This window comes from Paraburkholderia sp. RL17-373-BIF-A (assembly GCF_046030175.1).
GTDB lineage: Bacteria > Pseudomonadota > Gammaproteobacteria > Burkholderiales > Burkholderiaceae > Paraburkholderia.
The window spans coordinates 14,001-31,703 of record NZ_JARESO010000023.1 but is presented as its reverse complement, the minus strand read 5'-3'; the positions used below and the strand labels follow the sequence as shown (position 1 = coordinate 31,703).

Genomic DNA, 17,703 nt, shown 5'->3' with positions numbered 1-17,703 from the left:
AGACGGGCGGCGCCGTGCGGCATTTCCCCGGTATGGCGCATTTCGCTCAGGATGCCCTGCAGGTTCGGTGTGCTTCCGCGGGTGTCCGGTCAAGCGTCGCAAGACGCATGTGTGCGCTGTCGTCCCCGGGGTAGGGATGCGCGCACTTTTTCATTCTCAGTCTTTGACAGAGGTCGCTCCATGCGCGTCGAACGGGTTCCATTCCGCTTAATTAGTGCCGCGACGGCTGCCGTATTGCTGGCAGCGTGCGGACCAAAACAATCTGCTCCGCCGCAACAAACGCCCGAAGTTGGGGTCGTCACCGTCCAGCCGACGGCCGTGCCCGTCGTCACCGAATTGCCGGGCCGCACCAGTGCGTTCCTCGTCGCGCAAGTGCGCGCACGGGTCGACGGCATCGTGTTGCGCCGCGAGTTTACGGAAGGCAGCCAGGTCAAAGCAGGCCAACGTCTGTACAAGATCGATCCGGCACCGTACATCGCCACGCTGAATAACGCCAAGGCGACGCTGGCGAAGGCTCAGGCCAACCTCGTGTCGACCACCGCGCAGGCCAATCGCTTCAAGGTGCTGGTTGCCGCCAACGCGGTCAGCAAGCAGGACTACGACAATGCAGTGGCCTCGGAAGGCCAGGCCGCGGCTGACGTCGCCGCGGGCAAGGCGGCAGTCGACACGGCGCAGATCAATCTCGGCTATACGGATGTCGTGTCGCCGGTGAGCGGCCAGGTCGGCATCTCGCAGGTCACGCCGGGTGCTTACGTGCAAGCAAGCGCCGCTACGCTGATGGCCACCGTGCAGACGCTCGATCCGGTCTATGTGGACCTGACGCAATCGAGCCTCGACGGTCTGAAGCTGCGCCGCGACATGCAGGAAGGGCGCCTGAAGACCACGGGTCCGGACGCCGCCAAGGTGTCGCTGATTCTCGAAGACGGCCGCACCTATTCGGAGAAGGGCAAGCTGCAGTTCACCGACGTGACGGTCGACCAGGGCACCGGTTCGGTCACGGTGCGCGCGCTCTTCAAGAATGCGGACAACGTGCTGCTGCCGGGCATGTTCGTGCGCGCGCGCATTGAAGAGGGCGTCAACGACCACGCGCTCGTCGTGCCGCAAGTGGGCGTCACGCACGACCAGAAGGGTCAGCCGACCGCGCTCGTCGTCGGTAACGACAACAAGGTCGTGTTGCGTCAGCTGGTGACCTCGGGCACGTACGGTTCGAACTGGGTGGTCGAAAGCGGCCTGAATCCGGGCGACCGCGTGATCGTGCAGGGCACCGACAAGGCGAAACCCGGCATGCAGGTCAAGGCCGTTGCCGCGCAACTTCCCGCCACACCCGCTTCCGGCGCAGCTGTTCAGGGCGCGCCGGCCGCCAGCGGTGCTGCGCAGACGGCACAGCCTGCCTCCGCCGCATCGGGCGCGTAATAACAGGGAGCCCGCCACATGGCAAAGTTCTTCATTGATCGCCCGATTTTTGCATGGGTGATCGCCATTATTCTGATGCTCGCGGGTATCGCGTCGGTCTTCACGTTGCCGATCGCGCAATACCCGACCATCGCGCCGCCGGCCGTGCAGATCAGCGCAACGTACCCGGGCGCATCGGCGAAGACGGTGGAAAACACCGTCACGCAGGTGATCGAGCAGCAGATGAGTGGTCTCGACCACTTGCTGTATCTGTCGTCCACCTCGGACGACTCGGGTACGGCAACCATCACGCTGACGTTCGCGGCCGGCACCAATCCTGACATCGCGCAGGTGCAGGTGCAGAACAAGCTGCAGCTCGCCACGCCGCTGTTGCCGCAAGCCGTGCAACAGTTGGGCACCAAGGTCACGAAGTCGAGCAGCAGCTTCCTGCTGGTCATGGCGTTCGTGTCCGAAGACGGCAGCATGAGCAAGTACGACCTGGCGAACTACGTCGCGTCGAACATTCAGGATCCGGTCAGCCGTATCGACGGCGTGGGCACGGTGACGCTGTTCGGTTCGCAGTACGCCATGCGGGTCTGGCTGGACGCGAACAAGCTGACCAACTTCGGCTTGACGCCGGTGGATGTGGAAGCCGCGCTGACGGCGCAGAACGTGCAGGTCGCGGGCGGTTCGCTCGGCGGCACGCCGTCGGTGCCGGGCCAGGTGCTGCAGGCCACTATCACGGAAGCCACGCTGCTCAACACGCCTGAACAGTTCGGCAACGTGCTGCTGAAGGTGAACCCGGACGGCTCGCAAGTCCGCATCAAGGACGTGGCGCGCATCGAGCTGGGTGGCGAAAACTACAACTTCGACACCAAGTACAACGGTCAGCCGACGGCAGGCTTCGGTATTCAGCTCGCTACCGGCGCGAACGCGCTGGCCACCGCCAAGGCGGTGCGCGCGAAGGTCGCCGAGCTGTCGAAGTACTTCCCGCACGGTCTGGTGGTGCAGTATCCGTACGACACCACGCCGTTCGTGCGCCTGTCGATCGAAGAAGTGGTCAAGACGCTGCTCGAAGGTATCGTGCTGGTGTTCCTGGTCATGTACCTGTTCCTGCAGAACCTGCGCGCCACGCTGATCCCGACGATCGCCGTGCCGGTGGTGCTGCTGGGCACGTTCGCGATCATGGGTCTGGTGGGCTTCTCGATCAATACGCTGTCCATGTTCGGGCTGGTGCTCGCCATCGGCTTGCTGGTGGACGATGCGATCGTGGTGGTGGAAAACGTCGAGCGGGTGATGCAGGAGGAGGGCTTATCGCCTCGTGACGCAACCCGCAAGGCAATGGATCAGATTACCGGCGCGCTGGTCGGCGTGGCGCTCGTGCTGTCTGCGGTGTTCGTGCCGGTGGCGTTCTCGGGCGGCTCGGTCGGCGCAATTTACCGGCAGTTCTCGCTGACGATCGTGGCGGCGATGGTGCTGTCCGTGCTGGTCGCGTTGATTCTGACGCCGGCATTGTGCGCGACGATCCTCAAGCCGATCGAAAAGGGTCACGAGGAAAAAACCACCGGCTTCTTCGGCTGGTTCAACCGCACCTTCAACAAGAGCCGCGACAAGTATCACTCGGGCGTGCACCACGTGATCAAGCGCTCGGGCCGTTGGCTGATCATCTATATGGTGGTGATCTTCGCGGTCGGCCTGCTGTTCGTGAAGTTGCCGAAGTCGTTCCTGCCTGACGAAGACCAGGGCACGATGTTCGTGCTGGTGCAAACGCCGTCGGGCTCGACGCAGGAAACCACGGCACGCGCGCTCAAGGACGTGTCCGACTACCTGCTCAATACCGAGAAGAGCATCGTCGAATCGACCTTCACGGTGAACGGCTTCAGCTTCGCCGGTCGCGGTCAGAACGCGGGTCTCGTGTTCGTGCGGATGAAGGATTACTCGCAACGCCAGCACTCGGATCAGAAGGTGCAGGCGCTGGTGGGCCGTCTCTTCATGCACTTCGGCAGCTACAAGAACGCGCTGGTGTATCCGGTGAATCCGCCTTCGATTCCTGAACTCGGCACGGCCGCGGGCTTCGACTTCGAATTGCAGGATCGCGCGGGCGTCGGTCACGAAAAGCTGATGGAAGCACGCAACATGTTGCTGGGCATGGCGGCGAAAGATCCGACGCTGGCTCAGGTGCGTCCGAACGGCCTGAACGACACGCCGCAGTTCAAGGTGGACATCGACCACGAGAAGGCTTCGGCGCTCGGTGTGTCGCTGGCCGCGATCGACCAGACGTTCTCGATCGCGTGGGCGTCGCAGTACGTGAACAACTTCCTCGATACCGACGGCCGGATCAAGAAGGTGTATCTGCAAGGCGATGCTCCGTTCCGTATGAAGCCGGAAGACCTGAACGCGTGGTACGTGCGCAATACTGCGGGTGGCATGGTGCCGTTCTCGTCGTTCGCCAGCGGCACGTGGACGTACGGTTCGCCGAAGCTGGAACGCTACAACGGTATTTCCGCGGTGGAAATCCAGGGCGCGGCGGCACCGGGCAAGTCGACCGGTCAGGCCATGACCGCCATGGAAGCACTCGTGGCGAAGCTGCCGGCGGGTGTCGGCTACGAATGGACCGGCCTGTCGTTGCAGGAACGCCAGTCCGGTTCGCAGGCGCCGATTCTGTACGGCATCTCGATCCTGGTCGTGTTCCTGTGTCTCGCGGCGCTGTATGAAAGCTGGTCGATCCCGTTCTCGGTGATCATGGTGGTGCCGCTCGGCGTGATCGGCGCACTGCTGGCCGCCACGCTGCGTGGGCTCGAGAACGACGTGTTCTTCCAGGTGGGTCTCCTGACCACGGTGGGTCTGTCGGCCAAGAACGCGATTCTGATCGTGGAATTCGCCCGCGAACTGCAGCAGGGTGAAGGCATGGGGCCGATCGAGGCCGCGCTGGAAGCAGCGCGTCTGCGGTTGCGTCCGATTCTGATGACCTCGCTCGCGTTCATTCTCGGCGTGATGCCGCTCGCGATCAGTAACGGCGCGGGTTCGGCCAGCCAGCACGCGATCGGTACCGGCGTGATCGGCGGGATGTTGACGGCGACCTTCCTCGCCATTTTCATGATCCCGATGTTCTTCGTCGTGATCCGCGCGAAATTCGGCGGTGAGAAGGAAGACCCGGATGAGGCGCTCGCACACTACAACCAGCACCATCCGCATGATCCGCAAAGCGGCGGTTCGGCTGGCGGGTCGGCTGATGAAGGCTCGGGCAAGGACGGACATTGAGATGCAAAAACACTCTCTGATTGCAGTGGCGGTCGCGCTGTTCGCCGCGGGTTGCACGATGGCGCCGAAGTACGAGCGCCCCCCCGTGCCCACGACGAGCACCTTCCCGACCGGCGGCGTGTACGACACGCAGCCGGGCGCGACCCAGCCCGACGCGACCCCGGCGGGCAACCAACAGCCCGGTGCGACAAATGCTGCGCGCAGCGCCAACGGCCAGGCCGCGGCGGATATCGGGTGGCGCGATTTCTTCGTCGATCCGCGCATGCAGCGGCTGATCGAGATCGCGCTGAAGAACAACCGCGATCTGCGCGTGTCGGTGCTGAACATGCAGGCGTCGGCGGCGCAGTTCCGGATCGTTCGCGCCGGTCTGCTGCCCACGCTCGACGCCGCGGCTTCGCAAAGCAAATCGCGTACGCCGAAAGACCTGTCGTTCTTCGACCAGACGATTTCCAACTCGTACTCGGTCGGTCTGAACGCGTCGTGGGAAATCGACTTCTTCGGGCGGATTCAGAGCCTGAAGGACCAGGCGTTGGCGCAGTACCTGGCCACGGCTCAGGCGCGCAAGGCGGCAGAAATCTCGCTGGTCTCGCAGGTGGCGAACCAGTACATGACGGTGCTCGAGCTCGACGATCTGTTGAAGGTCACGCAGAACACGCTGAAGACCTCGCAGGAATCGTATCGAATCGCCAAGCTGCAGTTCGACAACGGTACGGGTTCGGAACTGGATCTGCGTCAGTCGCAAACCGTGGTCGAGCAGGCTTTGGCCAACCTGCAGCAGCAACAACGTCTGCGGGCTCAGGCGGATAACGCGCTCGTGCTGCTGATCGGCGAGCCGCTGCCGGACGATTTGCCGCCGGGCATGCCGCTGGACAACCAGAATCTCCTCACGGATATTCCGGCGGGTCTGCCGTCCGATCTGTTGACGCGCCGTCCAGACATCATGGAGGCCGAAGAGAATCTGCTGGCCGCCAACGCGAACATTGGCGCAGCGCGCGCGGCGTTCTTCCCGAAGGTCTCGCTGACCGGCAGCTTCGGTACGCTGAGCCCGTCGCTCGGCGGTCTGTTCAAGCCCGGTTCGGCGGCGTGGAGTTTCGCGCCGTCGATCACGTTGCCGATCTTCGAGGGCGGACAGAATCTCGCCAACCTCGATCTCGCCAACATCCAGAAGAAAGTCCAGATCGCCACGTATGAAAAGGCGATCCAGTCGGCCTTCCGCGATGTTGCAGACGGACTGGCGGCACGCGGTACGTACGATCAGCAGATCCAGGCGCTGGAGCGCAATACGTTTGCGGAACAGCGCCGGCTGGATCTGTCGAATCTGCGTTACACGAACGGCGTCGACAGTTATCTGGCGGTGCTGATCGCGCAGACCGATCTGTATCAGGCGCAGCAGTTGCTGGTGGTTGCGCGCATGGAACGTCTGCAGAACCTCGTGACGTTGTATCAGGCACTGGGCGGCGGCTGGATCGAACGCAACGGCGAGCAGCCGCGTCCGGCCGACGCACCGGTCGACTACGGTGCGGCGAGCGCGCCGGTGGCGGCTTCGGCGGCCACGGCGAGTTAAGACGTGTTGTAGCTTAGGGCGCGTAGGGCGGGTCTCAGTTTCAGGAAAGCCGCCCTACCCAGCCGGTAATCAAAAAACGCCACGGCATGCTGTGGCATTTTTTTATGCGGTGACGCTCGCGCGATATCACTCGCACGGCGCCTCGTTGCATGCCGCTCAGTGCACGTCGGCTGCACGCAGCATGTCGTCGCCTCGCGGTTCGTTGCCGCCGCGTCCGTCGAAATCATGCCCGGCGCTGCGAATTTCGCACTGCGCCTTCTTCTCGCTCTTCACGCCGTTGAAGATCAGGTTCAACACGACCGCCGACACCGAAGCCAGCAGAATCCCGCTATGCAGCAGCGGCGAGAGCGCGGGCGGCAGCTTGGAGAAGAAGTGCGGCGACACCACCGGCACGAGACCCAGGCCGATACTGACCGCGACGATGAACAGGTTGTGGTGGTTCTTCACGAAGTCGACCTTCGACAGCACCTTGATGCCGTTCGCCGCGACCATGCCGAACATCACGATGCCCGCGCCGCCGAGCACGAAGGCCGGCACCGACGCGACCACTTGCGCCATCTTCGGGAACAGGCCCAGCAGCACCAGGATCACGCCGCCCATGGCGCAGACAAAGCGGCTCTTCACGCCGGTCACGCCGATCAGGCCGACGTTCTGCGAGAACGAGGTATGCGGGAACGAGTTGAAGATGCCGCCGATCAACGTGCCCAGGCCGTCGACGCGCAGACCGCGCACCAGCGTCTTCTGATCCACCGGACGGTCCACCATGTCGCCGACCGCGAGGAACATGCCGGTCGATTCGATGAAGGTGACGAACATCACGGTGACCATCGTCGCGATCGACAGCGGATCGAAGTGCGGCAGGCCGAAGTGGAACGGCATGACGAAGCCGACCCACGGCGCGTGCGTGACGCCTTCCATGTTGACGCGGCCGAGCGCCAGCGCAATCGCGAAGCCCGCGACAATGCCGAGCAGCACCGAGATATTGGCGAGGAAGCCCTTGGCGAACTTGTTGATCAGCAGAATCAGCATCAGCACGATCAGCGAGAGGCCGAGATAGACCGGGTTGCCGTAATCGGGATTGCCCACGCCGCCGGCCGCCCAGTTGATGCCGACTTCCATCAGCGACAAACCGATTACCGAGATCACCACGCCGATCACGACCGGCGGGAAGAAGCGCAGCAATTTGCCGACCGCCGGCGCGAGCAGGATGCCGACGACACCGGCCGCGATCGTCGAGCCGAAGATGTCGAGAATGCCGAGCGAGGGATTGGTGCCGATCGCGACCATCGGACCGACGGCCGCGAACGTGCAGCCCATGATGACCGGCAGACGGATGCCGAAAATCCACAGCCCGAGCGTCTGAATCAACGTGGCGATGCCGCAGGAGAACAGATCGGCGCTGATCAGGAACGCGATCTGGTCTTTCGGCAACTTGAGTGCCGCGCCGATGATCAGCGGCACCGCGACTGCACCGGCATACATCACCAGAACGTGCTGAATGCCGAGCGTGAGCAACTGGCCTGCGGGCAGTCGTTCGTCGCACGGGTGAACCGTGTTCGATTGCATATCGTCTGTCTCCACCATCTGAGTTTTTGGGATGGCTCCAAGGTATCGGGGACTAAAAAGCACAACAAGACCACTGGGGCCTATTCCGGCATTCCCGGTGACGATATGCGTGGGGGCCGTTTGAAAGCCAAAAGAAATGTACGGACCTCCTCCATCGGCGGTCAGCCCCTTGCAGTGGTGATGCGAGGCCGCGCGTCGCTCGAGCCCGGCTTGACGCGATATGTGTGAGAATCAATGAGGTGTATCTCGCTCACCGCATAGTGCTGTTTTGATGCGGCTCGCGGCGCGGGCGGGTTAACCCGCGATTCGGGATTTCCGGCGTGCGTTTGCGTGCGTTTCCCAAGCGCTGCGCCGGCGCGGAAAATATGCCTTTCGGGCAGCTTTCGCGTGCTCATATCCATCCTCAATTTGACGCTCTATCGCCCATGAGTTTTCTCGGCATCGACCTCGGCACCGGTTCCCTCAAAGTAGCAATCGTCGACGAGAACGGTCGCGAGCAGGCGGTGGCGAGCGTCGCTTATCCAATTGAAACGCCGCATGCGGGTTGGGCGGAAACCTCGGTGCAAACATGGTGGCGCGCGCTATGTGAAGCCGCCGCGCGTTTACCTGATGGATTGCGCCGCGATGTGCGCGCCATCGGCTTTTCCGGACAGATGCACGGCGTCGTGCTGATCGACGCAGCGGGCGAGGCCGTGCGGCCCGCCATGCTATGGCCCGACACGCGCGCGCTGGCCTTGCTCGATGCGTGGCCCGAGCCGCAACCGAATCCGGTTGCGCCCGGCATGGCCGGTCCGCTGCTGCGCTGGATCGTCATGCACGAACCGCAGTCCGCGAGCCGCACGCGTTGGGCGCTGCAACCGAAAGACTGGCTGCGCGTCGCGTTTGGCGGCGCGGTGGCGACCGATCCGTCCGACGCCTGCGCGACCGCGCTTGCCGATCCAGCCGGCGTGTGGGACGTGGGGCTGCTCGACCGGCTCGAGATTCCGCGTGAGTGGTTCGCGCCGTTGGCGCCATCTTATGCGGCGGGTGGCGTGTTGTCGGAGAGTGCGGCGCGGGCGCTGGGTTTGCGTGCCGGCATCGTGCTCGCGACCGGCGCGGCCGATACGCCTTGCGCCGCACTTGGCAGCGGATTGGCGCACGACGGCGACGCGTTGCTGACCACCGGCACTGGCGGACAGATCGTCGTGCTGGCCGAGCACGCGCCCGCGGCGGTCAAGGGCTTGCATCGTTATCGCGCGGCAAGCGATCACTGGTATCGGATGGCGGCGATGCAGAACGTCGGCATCGCGCTCGAACGCGCGCGCGGGTGGCTGTCGTATGAATGGACCGATGCGTATCGTGATGCGTTCGCCGATACGACGAATGCATCCGGCCTCACGTTCTTGCCTTACCTCACAGGCGAACGCACGCCCTGGCTCAACCCGATGGCGCGCGGCGGCTGGCTCGGGCTCGCCCTCGATCACACGCGCGGCACGATGATGCGCGCCGCGTTCGAAGGCGTGGCGTTCTCGCTGCGCGCCGGGCTGGACGCGATTCGCGCGAGCGGCGCGACGGTGACGGCGTTGAAGCTCGCAGGAGGCGGTTCCGTCGACGCACGTTGGCGCCAGTTGCTCGCCGATGCACTGAATGTCGAACTGCACGCAGTGGATTGTCCGAACGCGGCGCCGCGTGGCGCGGCCATCCTGGGCGGCCTCGCGGGCGGGCACTGGCACGCGCGCGATCTCGCCGCGCTCGCGCCGGGCGCGACGCGTGTCGCGGGTCCGCAAGGCGACGCGGCGCTCGCTGAGCGCTATGCGCGCTTTCTCGATCTCTACGCACGAGTCGAAACATGGTTCACGGACACGCCGTCGCGGTGAGCGAAGGTCATGTCAGGTTCAGACAATGCCGTGACGCACTTTGCAATACCATGACGTTTCTCGCGCGCTAAGGTATAGCCCGGCGCACTGCGCCGACTGGCCGCGACCACGTGCGCCCTTCGTGTGGCGCACAAATGAACCGCAGCACCGAATCGCAACACATGCGCGCCGCAACGTGATCCGCCGCGGCGCGCCTAGCCTTGACAGACTCACAGGAGCATTCACGATGAAGACCAAAGCAGCAATCGCATGGAAAGCCGGCGCACCGTTGACGATCGAGGAAGTCGATCTGGAAGGGCCGCGCGCCGGTGAAGTCCTGATCGAAGTGAAGGCCACGGGCATCTGCCACACCGATTACTACACGCTCTCCGGCGCGGACCCGGAAGGCATCTTCCCGGCGATTCTCGGCCATGAAGGCGCGGGCGTGATAGTCGATACCGGTCCCGGCGTTGGCACGCTGAAGAAGGGCGATCACGTCATTCCGCTCTACACGCCCGAATGCCGCCAGTGCAAGTTCTGTCTGTCGCGCAAGACCAATCTCTGTCAGGCGATCCGTTCGACGCAAGGCAAGGGTTTGATGCCGGACTCGACCTCACGCTTCTCGCTGGATGGCAAGCCGCTGTTTCACTACATGGGCACGTCCACGTTTTCGAACTATATCGTCGTGCCGGAAATCGCGGTTGCGAAAGTGCGTGAAGACGCGCCGTTCGACAAGATCTGCTACATCGGTTGCGGTGTGACGACAGGTGTCGGTGCTGTCGTGTATTCGGCGAAGGTCGAGGCGGGCGCGAACGTGGTGGTGTTCGGTCTCGGCGGCATCGGGTTGAATGTGATCCAGGGCGCGAAGATGGTCGGCGCGGACAAGATCATCGGCGTCGACATCAATCCGGGCCGCGTCGAACTCGCGAAGAAGTTCGGCATGACGCACTTCATCAACCCGAATGAAGTCGAGAACGTGGTCGATCACATCGTGCAACTCACCGATGGCGGGGCCGACTATTCGTTCGAATGCATCGGCAACACCAAGGTGATGCGTCAGGCGCTCGAATGCACGCACAAGGGTTGGGGCCAGTCGTTCATCATCGGCGTGGCGGCGGCGGGCGAGGAGATCAGCACGCGTCCGTTCCAGCTGGTGACGGGCCGCGAGTGGAAAGGCTCGGCGTTCGGCGGCGCACGTGGCCGCACTGATGTGCCGAAGATCGTCGACTGGTACATGGAAGGCAAGATCAATATCGACGATCTGATCACGCACCGTTTGCCGCTCGAACGCATCAACGAGGGCTTCGATCTGATGAAGAAGGGCGAGTCGATCCGCTCGGTCGTGCTGTACTAAGCGGGGAGCTTCGCCATGCTTGAACTCTTATCGTCGCATGCCTGTCATGGCGGCGAGCAGCGCATCTATCGGCACGACTCGCAGACCATCGGTCTGCCGATGCGCTTCTCCATCTATCTGCCGCCGCAGGCCTTGCAAGCCAACGCGAACGTACCCGCGCTGTTCTATCTCGCGGGACTCACGAGTACAGAAGAGACCTTCCCGGTCAAAGCCGGAGCGCAGCGCTTCGCGGCGCAGCACGGCATCGCGCTGATCGCGCCGGATACCAGTCCGCGCGGTGCGGGTGTGCCGGGCGAAAGCGCGGCGTGGGACTTCGGCGTGGGCGCGGGCTTTTACGTCGACGCCACGCAGCAGCCGTGGGCGCAGCACTACCGGATGTACTCGTACGTGCGGGACGAACTGCGCGAAACGGTGCTTGCGAATCTGCCGGTGGACGGCGCGCGTCTGGGCATCTTCGGGCATTCGATGGGCGGTCACGGCGCGTTGATGCTGGCGCTGCGCAATCCGGAGATTTATCGGTCGGTGTCGGCGTTCGCGCCGATTGCCGCGCCTTCACTGTGCCCGTGGGGCGTGAAGGCGTTCACCGGCTATCTGGGCGAAGACCGGGAAGCGTGGAAGCAGTACGACGCGAGCGAACTGGTCGCGCATGTGTCGCGCAAGTTTTCGGCGGGGATTCTGGTCGATCAGGGGCTCGCGGATCAGTTCCTTGCCGAGCAACTGAATCCGGATGTGTTCGAAGCCGCTTGCCAGGCCGCGGGTCAGCCGCTGACGTTGCGCCGTCACGCGGGCTATGACCACGGCTACTACTTCATCTCGACGTTCATCGAGGATCATCTCGCGCATCACGCGAAGGTGCTGCTCAGCTGAAGTCTCTCAGAACGACGATGGTGGTGTGCAGATGCGACGCCGTCATCGTCCCTGGAGATTCAATGCCGTCTCAACAAACTCGCGCCGTACACCACCGCCGAGAGTACGGTGATCCAGAAGCTCGTCGGCCAATCGGTGTAGAACGCGAGCGTCAAACCGAGCCACGCCTGCAGCAACGCAAACACAGCGGCCAGCACGAGGCCCGCTGATAACCGCGTCGTCATGTTTTGCGCGGCGGCAGCCGGGCCGACCATCAGCGTGAACACCAGCAGCACGCCGACGATCTGCGTACACGCCGCCACGGCCAGCGCGGCAATCGCGAGAAACAGCACGGACACGAGGCGCAACGACACGCCCTTGGCTTCGGCCAGTTCCGGCTGCAACGAAGCGAACAGCAGCGGCCGCATGATCGCCGCGAGCGCCAGCAAACTCACGACGCCGAGACCCGCCAGCACGCCGAGCGTCGACGCATTCACGCCGAGCACGTTGCCGAACAGCAGCGCGGTGACCTGGGTCGCGTACGCGGTGAAGAAGTGCAGGAACAACAAGCCGAAGCCGAGCGACAGCGAGAGGATCACGCCGATCGCCACATCGCGTCCGGCAAGACGTTCGCCGAGCGCGCCCATGCCGACGCCCGCCGCGAGCGTGAAGCCGATCATCCCCCAGATCGGCGAGATGCCGATCAGCACCGCGCCGGTCGCGCCGGTGAAGCCGACGTGCGAGAGCGCGTGGCCCGCGAAGGTCTGTCCGCGCATCACCAGAAAATAGCCCACCACGCCGGCCAGCACCGCGACGATCCCCGACGCCGCGAATGCGTTCACCATGAAATCGTATTCAAACATCGTGCGTGTGTCCGTCGTGCGAGTCGTGCTGATGTGAGTGGCCGTGCGAGTGGCCATGCGAATGTGAATGCGAGTGGCTGTGGCCGCCGCTCTCGTCGTGTTCGTGCTCGTGATCGTGCTTTTCCACTTCGACGTCGCCCGACATCACGAAGATGCGGCCGTTCACACGCATCACGTCGATCGGCGAGCCGTAGAGACGCGACAGGACCGGCCGGGTGATCACTTCGTCGACGGTGCCGAGCGCCGCTACGCCGCTGCCGAGATACAGCACGCGATCGAGCGCATGCAGCAGCGGGTTCAGTTCATGCGCCGAAAACAGCACGGCGATGCCGAGTTCCTGCTGCACGCGCCGCACCAGTTCGACCACGCTCTTCTGATGATGCGGGTCGAGGCTGATCAGCGGTTCGTCGAGCAACAGCAGCTTCGGGTTGCCGAGCAGGCATTGCGCGAGCAGGAGCCGCTGACGCTCGCCGCCCGACAGTTCCGACAACGGCCGCTCGGCCAGCTTGCGGCCGCCCACCAGATCCAGCACGCGCTCGACATCGGCGCGAGTGGCGGCGTCCGCATGCGGCAAACCCCAACGATGGCCGTCGGCGGCCATCGCGACGAAATCGCGGCCACGCACGCGACGTCCGGCGAGCGCACTGCGCGTCTGCGGCATATAGCCGATCGACGCGTTGCCGCGCTCGACCGGTTGTCCCAGCACGCGGATCGCGCCTTGGGCAGCGGGCACGAGACCGAGCACGGCGCGCATCAGCGTCGTCTTGCCCGCGCCGTTCGGCCCGAGCACGCCGATGAATTCGCCCTGGTTCACCACGAAGCCGGTGTCGCGCAGAATCGTGCGGTCGCCGAGTTCGAGCGTCACCTGCTCGAGTTCGAGCACGGGCGCGGTGCTGGGGGGATGCGCAGGCGCGCTGCGGCCAGTCTCAGTCATGGGGTTTTTCCTTTCGCGCCTGAAGCCGCGGCGTTCGCGCCATTCGCGTCGCCCGCGGCCAGCGCCGTGCCCAACGCGTCGAGCTGCGTCAGCATCCACGTCTGATAGGTCTTGCCGGCCGGTTCGGTCTCGGTGACGCTCATGGTCGGCACCTTCGATTGCTGCGCGAGCTTCAACATGCGTTTGGTCAGGGCCTCGGTTGCCTGGCTGTTATAGATCAGAACACGGACGCGCTTCTCACGCAGATCGCGTTCGAATGCGGCGATATCGGCCGCACTGGCTTCGGTGTCGTTCATGGTGGCGAGCTGGAAGCGCAGATTGCGCATGGACAGGCCCACCGCGTCGGACATGTAGCCAAACACCGGCTCGGTCGCCGTGACCGGCACGCCCGCGTAGCGGCCATGCAGCTCGGCGACCTTGGCGTCGACCGGTTTCAGTGAATCGAGAAACTTCGCGAGGTTCGCATCGTACGCCGACTTGTGCGCCGGGTCAGCCGCGACGAGCGCCTCACTCACGGCGCGCGCCACTTTCGGCATGGTCGCCGGGTCGTACCAGAGGTGCGGATTGTCGCCGCCCTTCTTGCCGGCGAGATCGGCCGCGACGATCGTGACGCGCTTCGAGCCCTTCGACGCCGCGAGCAATTTTGCCATCCACGGATCGTAGTCGGCGCCGTTGTAGACCACAAGGCTCGCATGCTGCAACGCACGCGCGGTCTTCGGACTGGCTTCGAACAGATGCGGATCCTGGTCCGGATTGCTGAGGATGCTCGTCACGTCGACGCGATCGCCGCCGAGTTGCTGCACCACATCGCCGTAAAAATTCTCCGCCGCGACCACCGGAATTTTTGCATCCGCGGCCATCGCGACGTGGCCGAATGCGAGCACGGCGGCGCTCACGGCGAGGTACTTCGACAGCTTCAGCGCACGCTGCGCGCCGTTCAACATCGAGCCAAAATTCTTCATTGTTGTGTCCTGCTGCGTGAGAGTTGAATGAATCACAGACGTTAGGAAGGGCGCGCCGGTTCTACGCCGGTTTTGTGCCGGCGCAAGCACCCGCGGGCCGCGCCGCGCGGGCACACAGCGCGCACAGACCGCTCAGTTCGACCACCTGCCGATGCACTTCGAAGCCGTGCGCCGGCGCGCTATGCGACAACTGTTCGGCGAGGTCGTCGCCGGGAATCTCGACGGTCGCGCCGCAGCCGTCGCACATTAGAAACTGGCTGCGATGCGGCACGCCGACTTCGCAGCAGGCTACGAACGCGTTCTTCGATTCGATCCGATGGACGAAGCCATGCGCGAGCAGAAAATCCAGCGCGCGATAAACGGTCGTGGGCGGCACGCGACCGCGTGCCGGCTCGAGCGCGTCAAGCAGCTCGTAAGCGCCGATTGGCCGCTCGCTGGCGACGATCGCCGCATACACCTGACGACGCAGCGGCGTGAGCGCAAGCCCGTGCAACGCGGCATGCGCTTCGGCATGCGCGAGCCGCACGGCGTGGTGTTCTGCAATCGATGTGGCCATCGGCGGATGCTCCTGACGAAATAGCAATCAAGCGAAACAGCGATCAAGCGGCTTCGAAGCGAAGCGAGGTCGCAATGATATAACGTATCTCGAATTTTTGTCAGCAAGGCGAGCAGAAAGCAGATTGGCTGTCCTCGATTTCTCGTATTAGTGTTGTTCGAGGCGGATGAGTGGGGCGCATGTCCTGCCGCGCTGCACCATCGAAATCTGCTCGGGCGCCTTGACATGGCCCTGTGCGTATCCGATCATTCGATCACCAACAGAGCAATTGTTCGCGCAATGAGCGTTCGCTCACCGCGCCTCAAGAAGCGAAACGAACCGGAGACGAGCAGTGGCGGCACGATTGCAAGACAAGGTGGCCATTCTGACCGGCGCGGCAAGCGGAATCGGTGAAGCCGTCGCCCGCCGGTATCTGGACGAAGGCGCGCGCTGCGTGCTGGTCGATGTGAAGCCGGCGGACAGTTTCGGCGACACATTGCGCGCCGCTTACGGCGAGCGCGTGCTGACCGTGAGCGCCGACGTCACGCGCCGCGACGATATCCAGCGCATCGTGGCGAGCACGCTGGAGCGCTTCGGGCAAATCGACATTCTCTTCAACAACGCGGCGCTCTTCGACATGCGCCCGATTCTCGACGAATCCTGGGACGTGTTCGACCGTCTCTTCGCGGTCAACGTGAAGGGCATGTTCTTCCTGATGCAGGCCGTTGCACAAAAGATGGTCGAGCAAGGCCGCGGCGGCAAGATCATCAATATGTCGTCGCAAGCCGGACGGCGCGGCGAGGCGCTCGTGTCGCACTACTGCGCGACCAAGGCGGCCGTGCTGAGCTACACGCAATCCGCGGCATTGGCGCTCGCGACGCACAAGATCAATGTGAACGGCATCGCGCCGGGTGTCGTCGATACGCCGATGTGGAACGAAGTCGACGCGCTCTTCGCCCGCTATGAAAACCGGCCGCTCGGCGAGAAGAAACGCCTCGTCGGTGAAGCGGTGCCGCTCGGCCGCATGGGCGTGCCGGACGATCTGACCGGCGCCGCCCTGTTTCTCGCGTCGGCCGACGCCGACTACATCACCGCGCAAACCCTGAACGTCGACGGCGGCAACTGGATGAGCTGAGTCCGCGCCGTTCATCGTCATTTTCGTAGAACAAACGCTGCACTACATAACGTACGAGAAAGGAGACAACACATGAAGCCAGCTCTCAAATCCACGCTAAAGGCGGTCAGTGCCGGCGCTGTCGCATGCTTTGCATTGAACGCGTCGGCGGCCACGGTGACGATCGCCACGCTGAACAATCCAGACATGATCGAGCTGAAGAAGCTCTCGCCCGAATTCGAAAAGGCGAATCCGGACATCAAGCTGAACTGGGTGATTCTCGAAGAAAACGTGCTGCGTCAGCGCGCCACCACCGACATCACGACCGGCAGCGGCCAGTTCGACGTGATGACGATCGGCGCGTACGAAACGCCGCAATGGGGCAAGCGCGGCTGGCTCACGCCGCTCACCAATCTGCCCGCCGACTACGATCTGAACGACGTCGTGAAGACGGCCCGCGACGGCCTCTCGAGCGGCGGCCAGTTGTACGCGCTGCCGTTCTATGTAGAAAGCTCGATGACGTATTACCGCAAGGATCTGTTCGCGGCCAAGGGTCTGAAGATGCCCGATCAGCCGACCTACGAACAGATCGCGCAATTCGCCGACAAGCTCACCGACAAGGCCAACGGCATTTACGGCATCTGTCTGCGCGGCAAGGCGGGCTGGGGCGAGAACATGGCCTACGGCACGACGGTGGTGAACACCTTCGGCGGCCGCTGGTTCGACGAGAAGTGGAACGCGCAGCTCACCTCGCCGGAATGGAAGAAGGCGATGACTTTCTACGTCGATCTGCTGAAGAAGGACGGCCCTCCGGGAGCGAGTTCGAACGGCTTCAACGAGAACCTCACGCTGATGTCCTCCGGCAAGTGCGGCATGTGGATCGACGCCACGGTTGCCGCTGGCATGCTCTACAACAAGCAGCAATCGCAGATCGCGGACAAGGTCGGTTTCGCCGCGGCGCCGATCGCGGTCACGCCGAAGGGTTCGCATTGGCTGTGGGCCTGGGCGCTGGCGATTCCGAAGTCGTCGAAGCAGCCTGACGCGGCGAAGAAGTTCATCACGTGGGCCACGTCGAAGCAATACATCGAACTGGTCGCGAAGGACGAAGGCTGGGCCTCGGTGCCGCCGGGAACGCGCAGGTCCACATACGCGCGACCGGAGTACAAGCAGGCAGCTCCGTTCGGCGACTTCGTGCTGAAGGCAATCGAAACGGCGGATCCGGAGCATCCGACGCTCAAGCCGGTGCCGTACACCGGTGTGCAGTTCGTCGGGATTCCTGAGTTCCAGTCGTTCGGTACCGTGGTCGGTCAGAGCATCTCCGGCGCGATTGCCGGTCAGATGACGATCGATCAGGCGCTGGCAGCCGGCAACGCCACCGCGGATCGCGCGGTGAAGCAGGCCGGCTACCAGAAGTAAGCCACGGTAGTCATGTGGCACGCGCCGGCTGACGCCCGTCAGCCGGCCCACGCAGCACAGC

13 protein-coding genes are annotated in these 17,703 nt (G+C 63.8%); 8 read left to right on the top strand and 5 right to left on the bottom strand.

What is annotated here, in order from left to right; genetic code table 11:
• Nucleotides 1–180: 180 nt before the first annotated feature.
• From P0D80_RS26305 to P0D80_RS26295, 3 genes are read left to right on the top strand one after another with little or no spacing between them, the layout of a single operon-like run.
• Nucleotides 181–1,413, top strand: a complete 1,233-nt coding sequence (locus P0D80_RS26305) for an efflux RND transporter periplasmic adaptor subunit (RefSeq protein ID WP_132373278.1) — start codon at nucleotides 181–183, stop codon at nucleotides 1,411–1,413.
• Between the two features lie 18 nt (nucleotides 1,414–1,431).
• A complete protein-coding gene (locus tag P0D80_RS26300; RefSeq protein ID WP_132373280.1) occupies nucleotides 1,432–4,653 on the top strand; it encodes an efflux RND transporter permease subunit in 3,222 nt (1,073 codons plus the stop codon).
• 1 nt (nucleotide 4,654) lies between these two features.
• A complete protein-coding gene (locus P0D80_RS26295; RefSeq protein WP_132373282.1) occupies nucleotides 4,655–6,217 on the top strand; it encodes an efflux transporter outer membrane subunit in 1,563 nt (520 codons plus the stop codon).
• Nucleotides 6,218–6,373: 156 nt separating this feature from the next.
• Here P0D80_RS26295 and P0D80_RS26290 read toward each other — a convergent pair whose 3' ends face one another.
• Nucleotides 6,374–7,783, bottom strand: a complete 1,410-nt coding sequence (locus P0D80_RS26290; RefSeq protein WP_408287659.1) for a nucleobase:cation symporter-2 family protein — start codon at nucleotides 7,781–7,783, stop codon at nucleotides 6,374–6,376.
• A 425-nt stretch (nucleotides 7,784–8,208) separates the two neighbouring features.
• Between P0D80_RS26290 and P0D80_RS26285 the strand changes: the two genes are divergently transcribed.
• From P0D80_RS26285 to fghA, 3 genes are all read left to right on the top strand, one after another.
• Entirely contained in the window at nucleotides 8,209–9,639 is a 1,431-nt protein-coding gene (locus P0D80_RS26285; protein WP_408287657.1) for a xylulokinase, read from the top strand.
• A gap of 226 nt (nucleotides 9,640–9,865) precedes the next feature.
• On the top strand, nucleotides 9,866–10,972 hold the full coding sequence (locus tag P0D80_RS26280) for an S-(hydroxymethyl)glutathione dehydrogenase/class III alcohol dehydrogenase (protein WP_132373288.1): 1,107 nt from the start codon (nucleotides 9,866–9,868) through the stop codon (nucleotides 10,970–10,972).
• A 15-nt stretch (nucleotides 10,973–10,987) separates the two neighbouring features.
• The gene (gene fghA / locus P0D80_RS26275; protein WP_408287654.1) at nucleotides 10,988–11,839 is read left to right on the top strand and encodes an S-formylglutathione hydrolase; all 852 of its coding nucleotides are present in this window, start codon (nucleotides 10,988–10,990) and stop codon (nucleotides 11,837–11,839) included.
• A 59-nt stretch (nucleotides 11,840–11,898) separates the two neighbouring features.
• Here fghA and P0D80_RS26270 read toward each other — a convergent pair whose 3' ends face one another.
• From P0D80_RS26270 to P0D80_RS26255, 4 genes are all read right to left on the bottom strand, one after another.
• Entirely contained in the window at nucleotides 11,899–12,681 is a 783-nt protein-coding gene (locus P0D80_RS26270) for a metal ABC transporter permease (RefSeq protein WP_132373292.1), read from the bottom strand.
• Nucleotides 12,674–13,615 carry an ABC transporter ATP-binding protein gene (locus P0D80_RS26265; protein WP_408287651.1) on the bottom strand — a complete coding sequence of 314 codons (942 nt, stop codon included), beginning with the start codon at nucleotides 13,613–13,615 and terminating at the stop codon, nucleotides 12,674–12,676. Before P0D80_RS26265 ends, P0D80_RS26270 begins: the two co-directional genes overlap by 8 nt.
• On the bottom strand, nucleotides 13,612–14,577 hold the full coding sequence (locus tag P0D80_RS26260) for a metal ABC transporter solute-binding protein (RefSeq protein WP_408287649.1): 966 nt from the start codon (nucleotides 14,575–14,577) through the stop codon (nucleotides 13,612–13,614). The genes P0D80_RS26265 and P0D80_RS26260 overlap by 4 nt, the downstream gene beginning before the upstream one ends.
• Nucleotides 14,578–14,638: 61 nt before the next feature.
• Nucleotides 14,639–15,133, bottom strand: a complete 495-nt coding sequence (locus tag P0D80_RS26255; protein WP_132373298.1) for a Fur family transcriptional regulator — start codon at nucleotides 15,131–15,133, stop codon at nucleotides 14,639–14,641.
• Nucleotides 15,134–15,464: 331 nt separating this feature from the next.
• Here P0D80_RS26255 and P0D80_RS26250 point away from each other — a divergent pair, with 331 nt between their 5' ends.
• Both P0D80_RS26250 and P0D80_RS26245 read left to right on the top strand, forming a co-directional pair.
• Nucleotides 15,465–16,247, top strand: coding sequence for an L-iditol 2-dehydrogenase (locus P0D80_RS26250; RefSeq protein ID WP_408287646.1), 783 nt, complete (start codon nucleotides 15,465–15,467; stop codon nucleotides 16,245–16,247).
• A 72-nt stretch (nucleotides 16,248–16,319) separates the two neighbouring features.
• Nucleotides 16,320–17,642, top strand: a complete 1,323-nt coding sequence (locus tag P0D80_RS26245; RefSeq protein WP_132373302.1) for an ABC transporter substrate-binding protein — start codon at nucleotides 16,320–16,322, stop codon at nucleotides 17,640–17,642.
• Nucleotides 17,643–17,703 lie beyond the last annotated feature (61 nt).